This is a genomic window from Allobosea sp. P2_A10 (assembly GCF_056405115.1).
The window spans coordinates 115,213-132,678 of the sequence record NZ_JBFUCS010000001.1; the positions used below are offsets into that span (position 1 = coordinate 115,213).

The window sequence follows — 17,466 nt, forward strand, 5'->3', positions numbered from 1 at the left end:
AGCGGTCCCTTCTCCCGCAAGGGGAGAAGGGAGGCTTTGGCCCTGAAATCGCTCGCGATGATGGCCGGCTTCCTGCATTCTGCGGCACGACGATGCGCGAGGCATCAGACAGAAGCGGGGGCTTCCAAATGTTCGATCCGACAAGCTTTGTGGGTTTCCACACCTGGCTCAGCATCATCGCCATCATTGCGGGCTTTCCGGTCGCGTCGGGATTGCTCAGGGGCCACACCTCGCCGCGCTGGACCGGGGTCTATCTCGCCACCGCCTTCGCCACGAGCGCGACCGGGTTCGGCTTCCCGGTCAGCGGCGTGCTGCCCTCGCATATCGTCGGCGCGATCTCGCTCCTGCTGCTGGTCGTGGCGGGCTTTGCGCTATACGGCCGGGGCCTCGCGGGGATCTGGCGGCGCAGCTACGCGATCGCGGCGATGCTGGCGCTCTATCTTCTCGTCTTCGTCGCGGTGGCCCAGGCCTTCATGAAGGTGCCGGCCCTGCGCGCCATGGCGCCGACGCAGGCCGAGCCGCCCTTCGCCATCGCGCAGGGCATTTTGCTGGCGTTGTTCGTCGTGTTGACCGTGCTGGCTGCCCGCCGTTTCGCCAGCAACCGGCCACTGCATCTGGTGTGATGCAGCACGCCTTCGCCCGTCCCCGCCTGCTGCGCTGCGGCGATGCGGCGCTCTCGGTCGAGTTCGGAGCCGTCATCGACGCGGCCTCCAGCGCCCGCGTTCTGGCGCTGGACGCAGCGCTGGCCGCTAATCCGCCGACGGGACTGGTCGAGACGGTGCCGACCTATCGCTCCCTGCTCGTCCATCTCGATCCGCTCGGCGTCGATCTGCCGGCGCTGGAGGCGCGGATCTTCTCGCTTTGCGAGCAGCCGGTCGCGGCGCAGGGCATGGCCCGGCGCTGGCGCGTGCCGATCGTCTATGGTGGCGAGTTCGGCATGGATCTCGACGATCTCGCGGCCCGGCACGGCATCAGCGCGGAGGCGCTCGTCACGCGCCACGCGGCCGCGATTTATGTCGTGGCGATGATCGGGTTCATGCCGGGCTTTGCCTATCTCAGCGGCCTCGACCCAGCGCTCGCGACGCCGCGCCGCCCGGAGCCGCGCGCGCTGGTGCCGGCACAGTCGGTCTCGATCGGCGGCGGCCAGAGCGCGATTTCCAGCGTGGCGGGGCCGAGCGGCTGGCATATGGTCGGCCGCACGCCGGCGCGCGGCTTCATGCCCGGCCGCGAGCCGGTCTTCACCTATGCGCCGGGCGACGAGATCAGCTTCGAGCGTATCGGGGCTGGAGAATGGGCCGGGCTCGATGCGCTGGCGGCGGAAGGCGCGCCCGTCGCCCGGCTCGAAGCGCGATGAGCGCGCTCGTCATCAGGGCCTGCGGACCGGCGACCTCGATCCAGGATCGCGGACGGCTCGGCTGGCAGCGCTTCGGCGTTTCGCCGGCGGGCGCGATGGACCCGCTGTTTCTGGCCGCCGCCAATCTGCTGGTCGGCGCGGCGGGCGATGCAGCGGCGCTCGAACTCGGCATTGGGACGGCCCGCCTCGTCGCCGAGGGCGAGATCACGATCGCGCTCGCCGGCCCTGCCTGCAGCCTGGAGGTCGACGGCCGCAAGGTCGCGCCGTTCACGGCGGTGCGCGTTCCCGATGGCGGCGTGATCGTCGCGAGGCTGACGGCGGGCGGCGCCTACGCCTATCTCGGCGTCGAGGGCGGCGTCGCGACCTTGCCCGACATGGGCAGCCGCTCGATGCATCGCCGCTCCGGCATCGGTGGCCCGCCGCTGGCTGCGGGCTCTCGCTTGCCGGCGGCCGGCACGGGTCATGAAGGCCTGTTCTGCCTGCCCGAACCTCCCCGGCATGAGGAGGGGCCGATCCGCATCCTGCCCGGCCCGCAGGACGATCATTTCCCGACCGAAGCCTTCACGATCCTGACCGGGCAGGGCTATCGCCTCAGCGCCCAGGCTGATCGCATGGGCGTCAGGCTGGAAGGCCCCACGCTCAGCCATAGCGCCGGCTACAACATCGTCTCGGACGGCATCGTCGACGGTTCGATCCAGGTACCCGGCGACGGCCGGCCGATCGTATTGCTGCGCGATCGTCAGACCACCGGCGGCTACCCCAAGATCGCGACGATCATCAGCGCCGACATCGCCCGCTTCGCCCAGATTCCGCCGGGCGGCCCGGTGCGCTTTTCGGTTGTGACGCTGGATCAGGCGATCGAGGCGGCGCGTCGCGCGCGGGCCGCGATCGAGGCGCTGTCGGGGAGCCTTGCGCCTGTCACGGCGGCGCTGACCAGCGAGCGCCTGCTCTCGCTCAACCTGATCGGCGGAGTCACCAGCGCGACGCCGTCCGTCGGCTGAACCTCATCCGTTGCCGTAGCGCGCCACCTTCGCGCCCGCCGCCTCCAGCCGCGCCCGCAGCGTGCGCGCGAGCGCAACGGCATGGGGGTTGTCGCCATGCAGGCAGATCGAGTCGATGCCGACTTTCAGCACCTTTCCGCTCGTCGAGACGACCGCGCCGGCGTCGAGCATGCGCATCACATGCGCCGTCGCCTGCTCGGGATCGTGGATCACGGCGCCGGGTTTCGCGCGGTCGGTCAGGTTGAACGTGTCGTCATAGGTACGGTCGGCGTAGATCTCGCGAAAATGCCTCAGGCCCAGCTTCTCGGCCGCCCGCTCGGTCGGCATGCCCGGCATGACGAGGTAGAGTGCGTCGGGAGCGGCCGCCTTGATGCCGCGCCCGACGGCGAGCGCCAGCGCCTCGTCGTCATTGCACATGTTGCCGAGCGCGCCATGCGTCTTCACATGCGTCATCCGGTGACCGGCGAGCTCGGCGACGGCCTGGAACGCCCCGACCTGATAGGCGACGAGGTTCTCGACCTCACGTTCGGTCAGGCCCGGCACGCGTCGCCGCCCGAAGCCGATCAGGTCGGCGAAGCCGGGATGAGCTCCCACCGCGACGCCCTTCGACAGCGCGAGCTCGGAGGTCTTGCGCATGATCTCGGGGTCGCCGGCGTGGAAACCGCAGGCGACGTTGGCCGTCGTGACGATGTCGAACATCGCCGCGTCGTTGCCCATGGTCCAGGGGCCGAAGCTTTCGCCGACATCCGCGTTGAGGTCGATCTGCATGGGGCCTCCCGCTCCGGCGGACATGCCGGCATCGCCCGAGGGCCTGTCGTCTCAGACTTCCCGGCGGCGGGCAAGGTCGCGGGGCAGGCTGGCGACGATCGCGCCGGTTACGACGAGCAGGCCCGGTAGCAGCACGCGCCCGTCCAGAACCTCGCCGAAGGCGAGGTAGCCGACCATGGCCAGGAACGGGATCCGCAGCGTATCGGCGGCGCAGAGCTGCAACGGCGTGCTGTGGCGCGAGGCGTTTGCCAGCGCGGTCTGCGTGACGAAACCCGACACCACCAGGACGAGGACCGCCAGCAGCGTGCAAAGGATATCGACCATATGACCTTCGCTGGCGCCCACCCTCGCGGGCGTTCCGAGAAAATCGAGATTGAGCGCGATCAGCATGATGAAGATCGGCAGTTGCACCGAATGCATCACGAAGATGATCAGCGTGATGCTGCGCTTCTCGGCGAGCCGCGCCAGCATCAGGTTCGTGGTTGTCAGCAGGGCGACCGCGCCGACGGGGATGAGCAGGCTCGCATCCTGCGAAAGCCCTTGCGAAAGCAGGAGATAGCTTGCGCCGACCGCGATGAAAGCGAGGCCGATGGAGGCGGTCGGTCCCGGCACGCGGCCGGCCACCGCGACGCCGATCAGCGCTGCGAAAAGCGGCCCGGAGAATTCGACGGTTGCGATGAAGCCGAGCGGCAGGTTGGCCACGCTCCAGATCAGGGCCAGCGAACCGACGAGATGGATCAGGCTGCGCTGGACATGGCTGCCGACCTTCAGGCCGATCATTTCCGGATGGATCGTCTTGTTGCGCCAGATCACCCACATCGCGATGGCCAGCGAGCCGGCGGAGCGGATCGCGGCGATCTCGACGATACGGACGCTGTAGGACAAATATCGGATCGACACCGCGACGGCGACATAGGCCATCAGGTGCAGCGCCATCCAGGCCGCGAATTTCGTGAAGGGCCGGTTCAGCCGGTCCATGGGATACCCAGCAGCATGCGCTCCAGGACAGCCATCCTGACCGGGGTGGAGAGCTTCACCTGCTTGAAATAGCCGGCGTTGGGCAGGCTGTCGCAGGAGACGTCGAGTTCGGAAAAACGCGGCAGCGGGTTGAGGATCAGCGTATCCGAGCGGGCATCGAGGATCTTCTTGGCCGTGATCGTGAAGGGCTCGGTCTCGGCCTCCTTGTCGACGGCCTCGGTGCCGAGCGTCGCGTGGGCGAAGCGGCTCATGTCCTGCATCTGGATGCTCAGGATGTCGTGGTCGAGCGTGTCGCGGACATCGTGGACGATCGAGACCTTGCAGCCCAGGCTCGCCAGCATGGCGATGGCCTCGCGCATCGGCGGGTTGATCGGCACGTCGGGCAGCACGCACAGCGTGAAGCGCTGCGGCGGCGCCAGGCGCAGCATCTTGACGAAGGAGAGCGCGAAACGCGCGCGGGTGTCGCTCGACAGCGCGATCGACTGCTGTGAGACCGGCCCGCGCAGCTTGTGGATCGCAAACAGGTCGATCAATGCCTGGGTCGGATGCTCGTCGGCGCCATTGCCGGCGTTGACCACGGGCAGGTAGCTCAACCGTCCGATCTGGTAGGGCAGGCTCTCCATATGGGACCGCACGACGATGAGGTCGCTATAGGCCTCGATGGTGCGGATATGGTCCTCGATGGATTCGCCCGTCGCGCTGCCCATGCGGCTGCGCTCGGTGTCGTAGACATCGAGCGACTGGTGTCCGAGTTGCAGCGCCGCGGCCTGGAAGCCCAGCCGCGTGCGCGTGCTGCGCTGGTCGAACAGCGTCGCGACCACTTTGGGCCGCCTGCGCGCGATCGACGACAGCGGGACCGTGTCGCCAGCCGAGCCGTCGTCGTTCTCCTCGGCCAGATGACGTTCGGCGCGCGCAAAGATGTCGTCGAGATCGACCCGCGAGACGGAATCGGCGCCAAGCAGGTCTTTGCCGCTGGGGTAGTTCGGCCTCTGCATGCTGCACTCGTCTCCGTTTTCGGTTCGACTACCGTGGAGACGGTCAGGCCACTTTCGGACGTTTTGGAGCAGGAAGCGCCGGCAGTGACGCGCTCTCGCGGCGGGCGGCATCCCTTTCGGAATGAACCCGGTCCTTGATGATCGCGAGCAGGGCGTCGCCCGTCATCGGCCGGGCGAAGATGTAACCCTGGATGCCGTGCAGGCTGAAGCGGCGCATCACCGCAAGCTGCGCCTCGGTCTCGATGCCTTCGACGATGATCAGCAGCTTGAGCTTGTGCGCGAGATCGGTGATCGCCGTCATGAGCGCGTTCGCCTTCGGCGAGAACTCGATTTCGCGGCTGAAGGTCTTGTCGATCTTGATGATGTCGATTGGCAGGTCGGCGAGATAGCTCAGCGAGGAATAGCCCGTACCGAAATCGTCGAGCGCAATCCGCACGCCGAGCGCGCGCAGCCGCTTCAGGCTATCGACGATGGCTGGCGTATCCTCGATCAGGGTCGACTCGGTGATCTCGAGCGTCAGGCGGCGGGGCTGGAGGCCGGAGGTGCGCAGGATCGCCTCGACCACGGCGACGAGGTCGTGGTCGCTCTCGAACTGCCGGGCCGACACATTGACACTGACGCCGACATTGCGAGGCCAGGTCAGGGCCGCCCGTACCGCGGTCTCGATCGTCCATGCACCGAGCACCTTGATCAGGCCGGCGCGTTCCGCGACCGGAATGAAGGTCATCGGGCTGACATGGCCGCGCACCGGATGCTCCCAGCGCAGCAGCGCTTCGACCAGCGTGACGCTGCCGGAGCGCGGATTGTAGATCGGCTGGTAGGCCAGCTTGAACTGGCCGCTGCGGATCGCCTCGCGGACATCGACCTCGAAGGCGAGGTGCTCGTCATGCTCGACGCTGAGTTCGGGCGTGTAGACGACGAAATGGTTGCGACCGTCGGATTTGGCCTTGTAGAGCGCGATGTCGGCGCGCTTGAGCACCTCCTCGACGCTCAGGCAGCCATCGGCGACGACGATCCCGACGCTGACGGTGGCGGCGAGGCTGCGCCCCTTGATCCGGCGCTGCGCGCCGATCTGCGCCAGCAGGCGGGCGGCGAACTCGGCGGATTCGGCGCGTCCGCGCGAGGTCACGATCATGAATTCGTCGCCGCCCATCCGGGCTGCGCTCTCGCCCTGGACCAGACGCGACGCCAGCGTCTCGCTGATGGACAACAGCAGCGCGTCGCCAACGTCATGACCATATGTGTCGTTGATCGCCTTGAAATTATCGACGTCGATCGAAAGTAGCGTCAGAGACTTGTCTTCATTCAGTTTTTTCTCGAGTTTAGCCAGTAGTGAACGGCGGTTGTCGAGATTGGTCAGGGTGTCAAGATTCGCGAGACTTTCCAGTTCACGCATGGAATCATGGCGAGAGACGAACATCTCGTGGATGATCTGTGTACTTGAGAACGTCAGGAGCGTCGTCAGGATAACCGTCAATGCAATCAGTATATAGGCCGGTTCGAGCGTCGCGATAAGTGCGTATATGAAAGGAACTGCCGAGACCAGGACCTGCACTTTGGTAATCAGAGGACGCGATGTATTGCGCCCGGATATTCCGGCAAGGTAACCGATCGTCTGTGCGATCGTCAGGACCGTAACCGGCTCGTAGGGATAATATCGCAGCGAATAGCAGCTGAATGCCGAGATGAGCGCGGCCGTCGCCCAGGCGCCGGCCATGGCCAGCTTCTCGAAATGAGCTGCGTCAAAAATCGAATCGCGGGCGTCTTTTGCCTTTTCATACATCCGATGCGATTCGAGTCTCAGTAAGCCGACGATCGACATCAGGAGAGCGAGAGAAAAGAATACCTGGTCGTTGCCCGTCAGCAGGCCGGCGCCGGTCATCACGGCGGTGACCGTAATTGATCCGATCAGAATAGGTCCACGGGTTGCATACAAAGCCGCAACCAGCTCTGCGGCCATCGCAGTCTGATCTTTCTGAGCCCGCGCGACCTCAACGACATGATTGTCTTTTAGGGGCATAAGACATACTCGATCTGAAAGGTGGATCCGGTCCGCCCTGGATAAATATGGCTCTCGAAAGAGTTATGGCGAGCATCAATCGCTTAGGTTGAATAACTGCTAAGATGCCGGCGTAAAATTCAAAAAGCATAATTGTGATCGTGGCGGCCGCCCGGTCTGCCTCGATGCGCGGGTTCATCGACGACGTCGGGCTTTACCGGACTTCGTTGATATAGGCGTGAGCCTGCGTCGTGGCGCGGTGACGCGCCAGGATGGTAGGCGTGCCGGCCTGATCATAGGCGACCTCGTCGATGGTCAGCACGGCCTCGCGCCCGGACAGGGCGAGCAGCGCGATATCCTCGTCGTCGGCGAGGTCGGCCGTGATCTGCTCGCGCACGGTCGAGATGCGGATGCCGTAGCGCTCCAGCAGATACAGATACAGCAGCGGCGGCAGCGCGGCGGGGTCGCGCGGCAGGCCGGGCAGGCGCTCCTCGGCGAAAACCAGATGGTCATGCATCACCGGCTTGTCGTCGACGAGGCGGATGCGCCGCACCTTGATGACGCCGCCCGATCTGATCTGCAGCAGGGCGGCCTGCTCGGGCGTTGCCGGCACGACATCGACGCCCAGCATCTGGCTGGTCGATCGCACCAGGCTGCCATCGGCCCGGTGCAGCCGGAAATACTGGAAGAAGAAGCGCATGCTGTGATGCGGGCTGCGCCCGGTCACCACGGTGCCGGTCTTGCGCCGGCGCGACAGCAGGCCCTCGGCGACGAGGTCGCTCATGGCCCGCCGGACCGTGCCGACGGCGATGCCGAAACCTTGGGCAAGCGCGGTCTCGTTGGGCAGCACCATTCCCGGCTGCCATTCTCCGACGAGGATCGCCTCCGACATGTGCCGCTTCACTTTTTCGTAAAGCGGCGCGGAATCGCCCCCCGTCAGGTTCGGAATCGTCGATTGGACCGCCGCCTGCGAGGTGAGCGGTTCGAGGGCAGGCACCGTCGTTTTTTTGGCGTTGACAGCCGGCATGCGATCCAGTCCTATTTCTATATAGTTTATAGAAAAGCGAGGTGCTAGCAAATGTCGATGCCGCCCCTGGCCATCCGCCTTCTGCATCGCAGATCGCCGCGGTGCGCGACAAGCGCGACTGTGGAGCGCTGAACGATCGTGGCATCTCCCGCGCCAAAGCCGATGCCCGCCCTCGAGCAGGCCATGGCGCTGATCGCGGCGGAGGCGCAGCGCGCCGTCGACGATCTCGGTGCGATGGTCGCCGTCGACACATCGTTTCCGCCGGGGCGGGGCTATGACGCCTTCGCCACTTTGATGGAGACGATGGTCGCGCCGCTCGGCTTTGCGCATGAGCGCATCGTGGTGCCCGACGAGCTCTGGCATGTGCCCGGCGGTCCGGCTCAGGGACCACGGACGAATCTCATCGCGACGCGGCGCAGCGGCAAGCCGGTGCTGGGGCTCTATTTTCACGTCGACACGGTTCCCGCTGCACCGGGCTGGCAAAGTGACCCCCTGACGTTGCTGCGCGATGGCGAGCGCCTGACCGGGCTTGGAGCGGCCGACATGAAGGGATGCATCGCCGCCGTCCTGCTGGCGCTGCGCGCCGCCGATGCCTGCAATGTCGCGCTCGCCTACGACCCGATGCTGCTGTTCTGCACCGACGAGGAGGGGGGGCTCTATCCCGGCATCCGCTATCTGGCCGAGCAGCGCCGCCTCGAAGGCCATGTCCTGAATTTTAACGGCAGTGCGGACGCCCGGATCTGGGCCGGCTGCTTTGGCCTGTTCAATCTGCTGGTGCGTGTGCGCGGTCAGGCGGTTCATGCCGGCGAAGGCAACCGGACGGGGACGGGCCTCAACGCGATCGAAGCCGCGCTGCCGCTGCTGCAGGCGCTGACCGATCTCAAGCCGAAAATCGCGGCCCGCGTCTCGGCCCTGCCGCCTCCACCCCATGCGAAGGGGCCGCTCGCGCCACAACTCGCCATCGCCGCCGTCCATGGCGGAACCTGCGGCGGGCAGGTGCCGGCCCTGCTCGAGATCACGATCAACCGGCGCTATGCGCCCGAGGAGCATTTCGAGGCGGCGCTGGCGGAGATCGAGGCGGTGATCCGCAATGCAGTCGCGGCAACGCCCGGCCTGTCCGTCGAGATCGATCTGATCGGCCACCTGATCCCGACCGCCGATCCGACAGGGCCGCACTGGCCGCGCTGGCAGCATGCGATGGGGCAGGGCTTCGGCTATGCTCAGGAGGATTTTCGGAAATGGGGCGCCGCGAGTTGCTCCGATTTCGGCTGGGTCCAGCGGACCGGCATGCAGGAAGTCCTGCTCGGCGGCCTTGGCCGTCCGGACCGCAACATCCATGCTCCCGGCGAGTACACCACGACCGCCGACATCGTCGCGCTGGCCCGCAGCGTGCTCGCCTACCTCGCCGCCGATTTCATGCCTGACCTGATCCCGCACTCCCCCCAGATCTGAAGGAGCGATCCATGCATAATCTCGATCGTCGCCGTTTCCTCGCCACCTCGGCCGCGCTGAGCGGTTTCGCCATGACCGGCTTCGACGCCGTGGCCCAAGCGCAAAGCCCCAGCCGGGGCGGCACGCTGCGCGTCAGCGTCGATCAGGCGGTGTCGAAGCTGAACCCGCTCCAGACCCGCGTGAACCCGGAATATCTGGTCTCCGAACTGCTCTATTCGGCCCTGACCCGTCTCAAGGTCGACATGAGCGCCGAGCCGGATCTGGCCGAGTCCTGGTCGAGCTCCAGCGACCTGACCGAGTGGACCTTCCTGCTGCGCAAGGGCGTCAGCTTCCATGACGGCAGCCCGCTCACCTCAGCCGATGTGGTTGCGACCTTCGAGGCGATCCTCGACCCCAAGACCGCCTCGCCGGCGCGCCAGAATGTCGGCCCGATCAGCAAGGTCACGGCTGCAGGCGACCACAGCGTCGTCTTCAAGCTGTCGACGCCCTTCGCCGACCTTCCGGTGACGCTGGCCTACACCAACGCCAAGATCGTGCCCGCCGCGGTGTTGGCATCGGGGCTCGGTCGTCTCGACCGCGAGGCGATCGGAAGCGGCCCGTTCAAGCTGGTCTCCTTCGAGCCTGAGCGGCAGATCGTCGTCACGCGCAACGATGCCTATTACGACAAGGCGAGACCCTATCTCGATCGCGTCGTCGTCGTGGTCTATCCCGACAGCACGGCGGAAGGTTCCGCGCTGATCTCCGGCGATACCGACCTGATCTCGACCGTGCCGCCGACCGAATTCGCGCGCCTGTCGAAGTCTGCCGGCGTCAAGGGCATGCGCGTCGCCTCCGGCCAGTTCTGCAACGTCAATTTCGGCTGCGACACCAAGCCATTCAACGATGTCCGGGTGCGCCAGGCGTTGGCCCTGACGGTCGATCGCGCCGCCATGGTCGATTTCGTCACCGAAGGTCTCGGCACCGCCGGCAACGATACCCCGCTCAACATGGCCTATCGCTTCCATGCCGACCAGGCGCGCAAGCAGCCCGACATCGCCAAAGCCAAGGCCCTGCTCGCGGCGGCCGGCTATCCCAACGGCCTCGACGCCACGCTGATCGCATCGGACCGCCCGTCGCTGCGCACGCAGATGGCGGTCGCCCTGCGGGAGATGGCCAAGCCCGCCGGCTTCCGCATCAATGTCGAGACGATGCCGCACGCGACCTATCTCGACCAGGTCTGGAAGAAGGGCTCGTTTTATGTCGGCTTCTACAACATGCAGGCGACCGCCGACGCCATCTTCGCGCTGCTCTATACCTCCAACGCCGCCTGGAACGAGACGCGCTGGAACAACGCGACCTTCGACAAATTCGTCAACGAAGCCCGCGCCACGGTCGACGACGCCAAGCGCGCCGCGCTTTATGCGCAGGCGCAGAAGCTGATGTATGAGGAGGTGCCCTCGATCATCCCGTGCTTCTTCGACCTGCTCGCCGCCCAGCGCGAGTGGGTCCAGGGCTATCAACTCCACCCGCGCGGCGCGGTCTTCCGGCTCGATCATGTCTCGCTTGGCGCCAACGCGCCCAAGCGCGGCTGACGCGAACGGCAGGGGAGTTCAAAGGTGTCGCCGGCCTATGTCCTGAAGCGGATCGCGCTGGTCGGCTACACGCTGCTCGTCGTGTCGCTGCTCGTCTTCGCGATCACGCAGGTGCTGCCGGCGGATGCGGCCGTGATGATGCTCGGCGAGAACGCGACGCCCGACGCTCTGGCGGCGATCCGCGCCCGGATGGGCCTGAACGAGCCGATCTGGGCGCAGTACCTGCATTGGCTCGGCGGGGTGCTGCACGGCGATTTCGGCGTGTCGATGCGTACCGGCCAGCCGGTCGCTCCGGTGATGCTCGAGGCGCTCGGCCGCTCGCTCCTGCTCGCGCTGTTCTCGATCGTGCTGATGCTGGCGCTCGCCTTGCCGCTGGGCATCATTGCCGCCGTCAGGCGCGGCCGGCTGCCTGATCTCATGGTCAGCATGATCTCCTATGTCGGCGTCTCCTTGCCGGAGTTCGTCACCGCGACGCTGTTCGTGCTGGTGCTGGCCGACTGGCTGCAATGGTTGCCGGCGACGGGCTATGTCCCGCTCACCGAAAACCTGACGCAGGGCCTCCGTCATCTCGTCCTGCCGGTGCTGACCGTCTCGGTTATCCTGATCGCCCATGTCTCGCGCATGGTCCGCTCCGAACTCGTCGATGTCCTGCACAGCGACTACATCCGCGCCGCCCGGCTGAAGGGGCTTTCGGGTCGCGCCGTGCTGTTCAAGCACGCGCTGCGCAACGCGCTCCTGCCGACGATCACGATCGTGGCGCTTGATGTCGGCTATCTGCTCGGCGGCGTCATCGTGGTCGAGGAAATCTTCGCGCTGCCGGGCATCGGCCGCCAGCTCATCGTCGCGATCCAGGCGCGCGACCTGCCCTCGATCCAGGCTGGAGCCTTGATCATGGCGGCGACCTATGCGCTCGCCAATTTTCTCGCCGACATCGCCTATGCCCGGCTCGACCGGAGGATCCAGTATGATTGAGGTCCTCCATGCGTGACGTCTTTCTGCGCACGCTGCGCTCGCCGCAGGGCGCGCTCGGCCTCGTCTTCGTCGCGCTGATCCTGTTCGTGGTCGTGCTCGGGCCGTGGCTTGCGCCCTATAATCCCGAAAGCCTCGCACCCCTGCAGCGCTACAAGCCGCCGAGCGCGCAGTTCTGGCTCGGCACCGACCAGTATGGCCGCGATATCCTGAGCCGCCTGCTGCATGGCGCGCGCGCCACCGTCGTGCTGGCGGTGGCTGCAACCGTGCTCGGCACCAGCGTCGGCGCGCTGATCGGCACGATCTCGGCTTTCCTGGGCGGCCGCGCCGACGAGGCGATCATGCGGACGGTCGACGCGGTCATGTCGATCCCGAGCCTGCTGATGGCGCTGCTGATCGTCAATCTGCTCGGCAAGAGCAGCATCAACGCGCTGCTGGCGATCGCGCTCGCCTTCACGCCCGGCATGGCGCGGGTGACGCGTTCCGTGGCGCTGTCGGTGCGCAAGCAGGACTATGTCAACGCCGCCATCGCGCGCGGCGAAAGCGCCGGTTTCATCGTCTGGCGCGAGATGCTGCCCAATGTCGTCGCTCCGATCATCGTCGAGATGACGATCCGCGTCGCCTTCGCCGTGATGCTGTTTGCGACGCTGAGCTTCCTTGGTCTGGGCGCACAGCCGCCGGCCTCCGAATGGGGGCTGATGGTGGCCGAGGCCCGGCGCTTCATGCATCTCAGCCACTGGATGATCCTGTGGCCGAGCCTTGCGGTGGCCTTCGTCGCGATCGGCTTCAACCTGCTCGGCGACGGCCTGCGCGATGCGCTGAACCCGCGCACATGAGCCAAGTCGTGAGCAAAGTCCTCGACATCGCCGGCTACGGCCTCGATTACGCCACGCCCGCCGGATTCACCCGCGCGCTCGACGACGTGACGCTTCAGGTCGCGCGCGGCGAGGTGCTCGGGCTCGTCGGCGAGTCCGGCTCGGGCAAGACCTCGCTCGCCTGGGCGATCATGCGCCACCTCCCGCACAGCGCCCGCGAGCAGGGCGTGATCCGCCTCGGCGACAAGCCGCTGACCGGCGCGAGCGAGGCCGAAATCGACGCCATTCGCGGCGCGCGCATCGGCATGGTCTTCCAGGACCCGAGCACCTCGCTCAACCCGACCCTGCCGCTGGGCGAGCAACTGGCGGAGGTGCTGGTGCGCCATCGCGGCCTGACGCGCCGGCAGGCCTGGGCGGAAGGGGAGGCGATGCTCGCCCGCGTCGGCCTGAAGATTCCAGCCGAAATGATGCGGCGCTATCCCCATGAGGCGTCGGGCGGCGAGAAGCAGCGCGTCGTCATCGCCACCGCCTTCGCCTGCCAGCCGGAATGCATCATCTTCGACGAGCCGACGACCGCGCTTGATGTCATCACCTCCAGCCAGATCCTCGATCTCTTCGCCGAACTCCAGGCCGAGACCGGCGTCGCCTCGCTCTACATCTCGCATGATCTGGCGCTGGTCTCGCGCGTCGCCAACCGCGTCGCGGTGATTCATCGCGGCCGCATCGTCGAGCAGGGCAGGGTGGGTGAGGTCTTCTCCACCCCCCGCGACGCCTACACGCAAAAGCTGCTCGCAGCCGTCCCCCGGCCCGACCATCGCCTCGTCGGCGTCGGGCCGGGCGTCGAGGCGAAGGCGCTGGTCGAGGTCGACAAGGTCAGCGTGCGCTATGGCCGCAAGCCGTTCCTGGCAGGCCTTCTGGGCCGCGCCAACACGCAGTTCACCGGCAATCGCGAGGTCAGCCTGTCGGTGCGAGAGGGCGAGATCTTGGGCATCGTCGGCGAGTCCGGATCCGGCAAATCGACGCTCGCCCGGGCTCTGACCGGCCTGAACCCTTTCGAGGGACAGATACGCTTTTCCGGTCGGGCGATCGGCGGCCTGAAGGACATGGACCGGGCCTATCGCCGCGATGTCCAGATCATCTTCCAGCACCCCGATTCCTCGCTCAATCCGCGCCATCGCATCCGCGAAATCCTGTCGCGGCCGCTGGCGCTCTATGGGACGGCCGACCAGCGCGCCGATACGGCTGCGATCGGTGCGCTGCTGGAGCAGGTCCGGCTGCCGGCGGCTTACGCCGAGCGCTATCCCCACCAGCTTTCGGGTGGCGAGAAGCAGCGCGTCGCCATTGCGCGCGCCTTCGCGTCTCGACCGAAACTGGTGATCTGCGACGAGATCACCTCGGCGCTCGACGTCTCCGTGCAGGCCTCCGTCGTCGAATTGTTGGTCGATCTCCAGAAGCGCTTCGGCACCGCCTATCTCTTCATCACCCACGACATCAATCTGGTGCGCCAGATCGCCCACCGCATCGCGGTGATGTATCGCGGCGACCTCGTCGACCTCGTCGACGTCGGCGCGCTCGCGGGCGACACCATCCACCCCTACACCCGCTCGCTGATCGAGGCCGTGCCGGCTCCCGCCGCCGCGACCCCTGCCTGACCCCCAAAGCCTGATCCCTAAAAGCCTGACCCCAAGGACTAGAACGATGGACCGCGCCGCCCTCCTGGCTCGTCTCGACGAGAAAGCCGCCCTCGATTTCCTCAGCGCGATGGCGCGCCACAAGAGCTATTCGGAGACGGAAGGAGAACGTGTCCTCGCCGGCTGGATGGCCGACCGCATGCGCGAGATCGGCGTCGAGGCGGAGTTGCAGCCGGTCGTCGGCGAGCGCGTCAACGCGATCGGGCGCTGGAAGGGGCAGGGCGGGGGCAAAAGCCTGCTCTTCAACGGCCATCTCGACACCAACCCGGCGACCGAGGGCTGGACCGTCGATCCCTGGGGCGGCCTCGTCGACGACAGGTTCATCTACGGTATCGGCGTCTCCAACATGAAGGCGGGCGATGCGGCCTATTTCTGCGCGGTCAAGACGCTGATCGAAGCCGGTGTCGTGCTGAAGGGCGATGTCGTGCTGACCTTCGTGGTCGGCGAACTCCAGGGCGGCGTCGGCACGGTCGCGGCGATCCGGCAGGGCGTGAAGGCCGACTACTTCATCAATTCCGAGCCGACCGATCTGCAGGCGATCACCATGCACGCCTGCGCCTTCACCTATGTCATCGAGCTCACCGGCAACACCCGCCACCTCTCCAAGCGCGAGCAGGCGGTCGACGCCATCATGGCGGCCTGCGATCTCGTTCCGCGCCTCAACGCGATGACCTTTTCCGGCGCGCGCAGTGAGGAGCATCGCTCGATCAACCGCGTCCATGTCGGCGTCGTACATGGCGCGCTCGGCAAGGAACTGCACGAATGGCGCGCGCCGCAGGTCTCGGACTTCGCCAGGATCAAGGGCTCGGGCCGCTACGCACCGGGTCAGACCGAGGCCGGCGCCGTCGCCGACATGCGGCTCGAACTCGATGCGCTGGAGGCGCGTTTTCCCGGCCTCAAGGCGACGATCCGTACGGAGAAGGCCGAAGGCCATCGCTCGATGCCGGCCTTCGAGGTCGCCAAGGACGCCCGCATCGTCAAGACGATCAACGCGGCTTATCAGGAGGTGCGCGGCGAGAAGCAGCCGATGGGCGCGATCGCGCCGCCCTGCTTCTTCGGAACCGATGCCGGCCATCTCTATGGGGAGCTCGGCATGGAGGGCATCGTCTGCGGCCCCGGCGGGCGCTACAACACCATGCCCGACGAGCGCGTCGACATCGCCGATTATCTCGACATGATCCGCATCTACATGCTCTGCATTCTCGATATCTGCGAGGTCGCCTGACGGCCGCCAGGCCGGCGTGCCGGCAAGACCATCCGCAGGTGCCGGCGAGGCAGCAGGATCAGGCAGAATCTGCGGTTTCAACGGCCGTCCTTGGCTTCGTTTTCCAGACAGGATCGGCTTTTATCGGGGTGCGCATGCAATCGTCGCCGCGCATGCAAGCCGCCGGTTTCGGCGATTGAGGGATTTCCAGCCATGTCGCCTCCGGTCACGCGCATTCGCAGCGACGAGACACTGCCGAGTTCAGCCGATGTCGTGGTCATCGGCGGCGGTATCGCCGGCATCACCGCCGCCTATCATCTCGCTCGCAAGGGCCATTCGGTCGCTGTGGTCGAGAAGGGTTATGTCGCGGGCGAGCAGTCGAGCCGGAACTGGGGCTGGTGCCGGCAGCAGAATCGCGATCTGCGCGAATTGCCGCTGGCGATGCGTGCCGTCGAGATGTGGAACGGCCTGAACGAGGAACTCGGTGCCGACACCGGCTTCCGCAAGACCGGGCTGATCTACGTCACGACCAGGCAATCGGACCTGGATGCCTGGTCGCGCTGGTGCGAAAGCGCCAGCGAGATGCAGATGCATAGCCGTATCCTGTCGGCCGCCGAGGCGAGGGCGATGACGCCGGGCTCGACCGGGGAGTGGATCGGCGGCGTGCATTCGCCGAGCGACGGCCGCGCCGAGCCGGGCCTTGCCGTTCCAGCCATCGCCGAAGGCGCGCGCAAGCTCGGCGTCACGATCCATCAGGACTGCGCCGCACGCGGACTCGAAACGTCGGCTGGCCGGGTGTCCGCCGTGGTGACGGAGAAGGGTACGATCGCGACCAGCGCGGTTCTGGTGGCCGGCGGCGTCTGGACCTCGATGTTCTGCCGCCATCACGGCATCGACATGCCGCTGGCGGGCGTGCGCTCGACCTCGTTCTTCACCGCGCCCGCGCCCGAGATCACCGATGCCGGCATCTCGACGCCGGACATTACGTTCAGGCGCCGGCTCGACGGCGGCTATACGATCGGCATCAGCGGTCGCGGCCTGCTCGAACTCAGCCCCCAGGGGATGATGTATGCAAAGCCGTTCTGGCGGACCTTCCGGAAGCGCCACAAGCTCCTGACGATCCGCGCCGGCCGCTCGTTCTTCTCCGGGCCGGAGGCGCTGATGCGCTGGAGCAACGACAGCGTATCGCCCTTCGAGAGGATGCGGACCTATGATCCGCCGCCGCAGGAAAAGCTGATCGACTTCGCCATCAAACGGATCGGCGAACTCTATCCGCAACTCGCCGACGTCAAGATCATGCACAAATATGGTGGCCTGATCGATTTCACGCCCGATTGGGTGCCGGTGATCTCGCCCATCGACAAGCTGCCCGGCCTGTATGTCTCGGCCGGCTTCAGCGGACACGGCTTTGGCGTCGGACCGGCGGCCGGCCGTCTCGCCGCGGACCTGATCGCCGGCGACGCCCCCATCGTCGATCCCCATCCTTACCGTTACAGCCGGCTGGTCGACGGCAGCGATCTCGGCGAACCCGGCCTGATGTGACGGCGCGCCGGATATCCAGTGTCGGCTCCAATAGCTCGCGCGCAGCAGCCCCATGTCGCAATAGAGCGCACGGCCTCCCTGTATGCGGCATGGTTGCGCC

The 17,466-nt window shown here is 66.5% G+C and carries 15 protein-coding genes; 10 read left to right on the plus strand and 5 right to left on the minus strand.

Annotated elements, in window-relative coordinates; translation table 11 throughout:
• Positions 1–128 precede the first annotated feature (128 nt).
• Genes AC1DZY_RS00635 through AC1DZY_RS00645 form a run of 3 tightly spaced genes read left to right on the plus strand, consistent with a single transcriptional unit; the run spans position 129 to position 2,355 of the window.
• The gene (locus AC1DZY_RS00635) at positions 129–623 is read left to right on the plus strand and encodes a hypothetical protein (protein WP_476818120.1); all 495 of its coding nucleotides are present in this window, start codon (positions 129–131) and stop codon (positions 621–623) included.
• Positions 623–1,354, plus strand: coding sequence for a 5-oxoprolinase subunit PxpB (pxpB, locus tag AC1DZY_RS00640; protein ID WP_476818121.1), 732 nt, complete (start codon positions 623–625; stop codon positions 1,352–1,354). Before AC1DZY_RS00635 ends, pxpB begins: the two co-directional genes overlap by 1 nt.
• Positions 1,351–2,355 (plus strand): 5-oxoprolinase subunit C family protein, encoded by a 1,005-nt coding sequence (locus AC1DZY_RS00645; RefSeq protein WP_476818122.1) that lies wholly within the window; start codon positions 1,351–1,353, stop codon positions 2,353–2,355. The genes pxpB and AC1DZY_RS00645 overlap by 4 nt, the downstream gene beginning before the upstream one ends.
• Before the next feature lie 3 nt (positions 2,356–2,358).
• Here the strand turns inward: AC1DZY_RS00645 and AC1DZY_RS00650 are convergent, their stop codons facing one another.
• The 5 genes from AC1DZY_RS00650 to AC1DZY_RS00670 all read right to left on the minus strand — a co-directional run bounded on the left by AC1DZY_RS00650 (position 2,359) and on the right by AC1DZY_RS00670 (position 8,122).
• Entirely contained in the window at positions 2,359–3,123 is a 765-nt protein-coding gene (locus AC1DZY_RS00650; RefSeq protein ID WP_476818123.1) for a LamB/YcsF family protein, read from the minus strand.
• A gap of 51 nt (positions 3,124–3,174) precedes the next feature.
• Entirely contained in the window at positions 3,175–4,101 is a 927-nt protein-coding gene (locus tag AC1DZY_RS00655) for a hypothetical protein (protein ID WP_476818124.1), read from the minus strand.
• Positions 4,089–5,096, minus strand: coding sequence for an aspartate carbamoyltransferase (locus tag AC1DZY_RS00660; RefSeq protein ID WP_476818125.1), 1,008 nt, complete (start codon positions 5,094–5,096; stop codon positions 4,089–4,091). The genes AC1DZY_RS00655 and AC1DZY_RS00660 overlap by 13 nt, the downstream gene beginning before the upstream one ends.
• Positions 5,097–5,139: 43 nt before the next feature.
• Positions 5,140–6,492, minus strand: coding sequence for a putative bifunctional diguanylate cyclase/phosphodiesterase (locus AC1DZY_RS00665; protein WP_476818126.1), 1,353 nt, complete (start codon positions 6,490–6,492; stop codon positions 5,140–5,142).
• A gap of 817 nt (positions 6,493–7,309) precedes the next feature.
• Positions 7,310–8,122, minus strand: a complete 813-nt coding sequence (locus AC1DZY_RS00670; RefSeq protein ID WP_476818127.1) for a GntR family transcriptional regulator — start codon at positions 8,120–8,122, stop codon at positions 7,310–7,312.
• Positions 8,123–8,284: 162 nt separating this feature from the next.
• On the opposite strand from AC1DZY_RS00670, the gene AC1DZY_RS00675 reads away from it, so the two are divergent.
• From AC1DZY_RS00675 to AC1DZY_RS00705, 7 genes are all read left to right on the plus strand, one after another.
• On the plus strand, positions 8,285–9,574 hold the full coding sequence (locus AC1DZY_RS00675) for a M20 family metallopeptidase (RefSeq protein ID WP_476818128.1): 1,290 nt from the start codon (positions 8,285–8,287) through the stop codon (positions 9,572–9,574).
• An 11-nt stretch (positions 9,575–9,585) separates the two neighbouring features.
• The gene (locus AC1DZY_RS00680) at positions 9,586–11,145 is read left to right on the plus strand and encodes an ABC transporter substrate-binding protein (RefSeq protein ID WP_476818129.1); all 1,560 of its coding nucleotides are present in this window, start codon (positions 9,586–9,588) and stop codon (positions 11,143–11,145) included.
• 24 nt (positions 11,146–11,169) lie between these two features.
• A complete protein-coding gene (locus AC1DZY_RS00685; RefSeq protein ID WP_476818130.1) occupies positions 11,170–12,117 on the plus strand; it encodes an ABC transporter permease in 948 nt (315 codons plus the stop codon).
• An 8-nt stretch (positions 12,118–12,125) separates the two neighbouring features.
• Positions 12,126–12,950 carry an ABC transporter permease gene (locus AC1DZY_RS00690; protein WP_476818131.1) on the plus strand — a complete coding sequence of 275 codons (825 nt, stop codon included), beginning with the start codon at positions 12,126–12,128 and terminating at the stop codon, positions 12,948–12,950.
• On the plus strand, positions 12,947–14,581 hold the full coding sequence (locus tag AC1DZY_RS00695; protein ID WP_476818132.1) for a dipeptide ABC transporter ATP-binding protein: 1,635 nt from the start codon (positions 12,947–12,949) through the stop codon (positions 14,579–14,581). Before AC1DZY_RS00690 ends, AC1DZY_RS00695 begins: the two co-directional genes overlap by 4 nt.
• Positions 14,582–14,627: 46 nt before the next feature.
• A complete protein-coding gene (locus AC1DZY_RS00700) occupies positions 14,628–15,845 on the plus strand; it encodes a M20 family metallopeptidase (RefSeq protein ID WP_476818133.1) in 1,218 nt (405 codons plus the stop codon).
• 192 nt (positions 15,846–16,037) lie between these two features.
• Entirely contained in the window at positions 16,038–17,366 is a 1,329-nt protein-coding gene (locus AC1DZY_RS00705; protein ID WP_476818134.1) for an NAD(P)/FAD-dependent oxidoreductase, read from the plus strand.
• Positions 17,367–17,466: the final 100 nt, after the last annotated feature.

What these genes read in the sequence shown, in the direction of transcription:
- AC1DZY_RS00635 (WP_476818120.1), top strand. Translation starts at nt 129, where the DNA reads ATGTTCGATCCGACAAGCTTTGTGGGTTTCCACACCTGGCTCAGCATC.
- pxpB (WP_476818121.1), top strand. Translation starts at nt 623, where the DNA reads ATGCAGCACGCCTTCGCCCGTCCCCGCCTGCTGCGCTGCGGCGATGCG.
- AC1DZY_RS00645 (WP_476818122.1), top strand. Translation starts at nt 1,351, where the DNA reads ATGAGCGCGCTCGTCATCAGGGCCTGCGGACCGGCGACCTCGATCCAG.
- AC1DZY_RS00650 (WP_476818123.1), bottom strand. Translation starts at nt 3,123, where the DNA reads ATGCAGATCGACCTCAACGCGGATGTCGGCGAAAGCTTCGGCCCCTGG.
- AC1DZY_RS00655 (WP_476818124.1), bottom strand. Translation starts at nt 4,101, where the DNA reads ATGGACCGGCTGAACCGGCCCTTCACGAAATTCGCGGCCTGGATGGCG.
- AC1DZY_RS00660 (WP_476818125.1), bottom strand. Translation starts at nt 5,096, where the DNA reads ATGCAGAGGCCGAACTACCCCAGCGGCAAAGACCTGCTTGGCGCCGAT.
- AC1DZY_RS00665 (WP_476818126.1), bottom strand. Translation starts at nt 6,492, where the DNA reads ATGCGTGAACTGGAAAGTCTCGCGAATCTTGACACCCTGACCAATCTC.
- AC1DZY_RS00670 (WP_476818127.1), bottom strand. Translation starts at nt 8,122, where the DNA reads ATGCCGGCTGTCAACGCCAAAAAAACGACGGTGCCTGCCCTCGAACCG.
- AC1DZY_RS00675 (WP_476818128.1), top strand. Translation starts at nt 8,285, where the DNA reads ATGCCCGCCCTCGAGCAGGCCATGGCGCTGATCGCGGCGGAGGCGCAG.
- AC1DZY_RS00680 (WP_476818129.1), top strand. Translation starts at nt 9,586, where the DNA reads ATGCATAATCTCGATCGTCGCCGTTTCCTCGCCACCTCGGCCGCGCTG.
- AC1DZY_RS00690 (WP_476818131.1), top strand. Translation starts at nt 12,126, where the DNA reads ATGCGTGACGTCTTTCTGCGCACGCTGCGCTCGCCGCAGGGCGCGCTC.
- AC1DZY_RS00695 (WP_476818132.1), top strand. Translation starts at nt 12,947, where the DNA reads ATGAGCCAAGTCGTGAGCAAAGTCCTCGACATCGCCGGCTACGGCCTC.
- AC1DZY_RS00700 (WP_476818133.1), top strand. Translation starts at nt 14,628, where the DNA reads ATGGACCGCGCCGCCCTCCTGGCTCGTCTCGACGAGAAAGCCGCCCTC.
- AC1DZY_RS00705 (WP_476818134.1), top strand. Translation starts at nt 16,038, where the DNA reads ATGTCGCCTCCGGTCACGCGCATTCGCAGCGACGAGACACTGCCGAGT.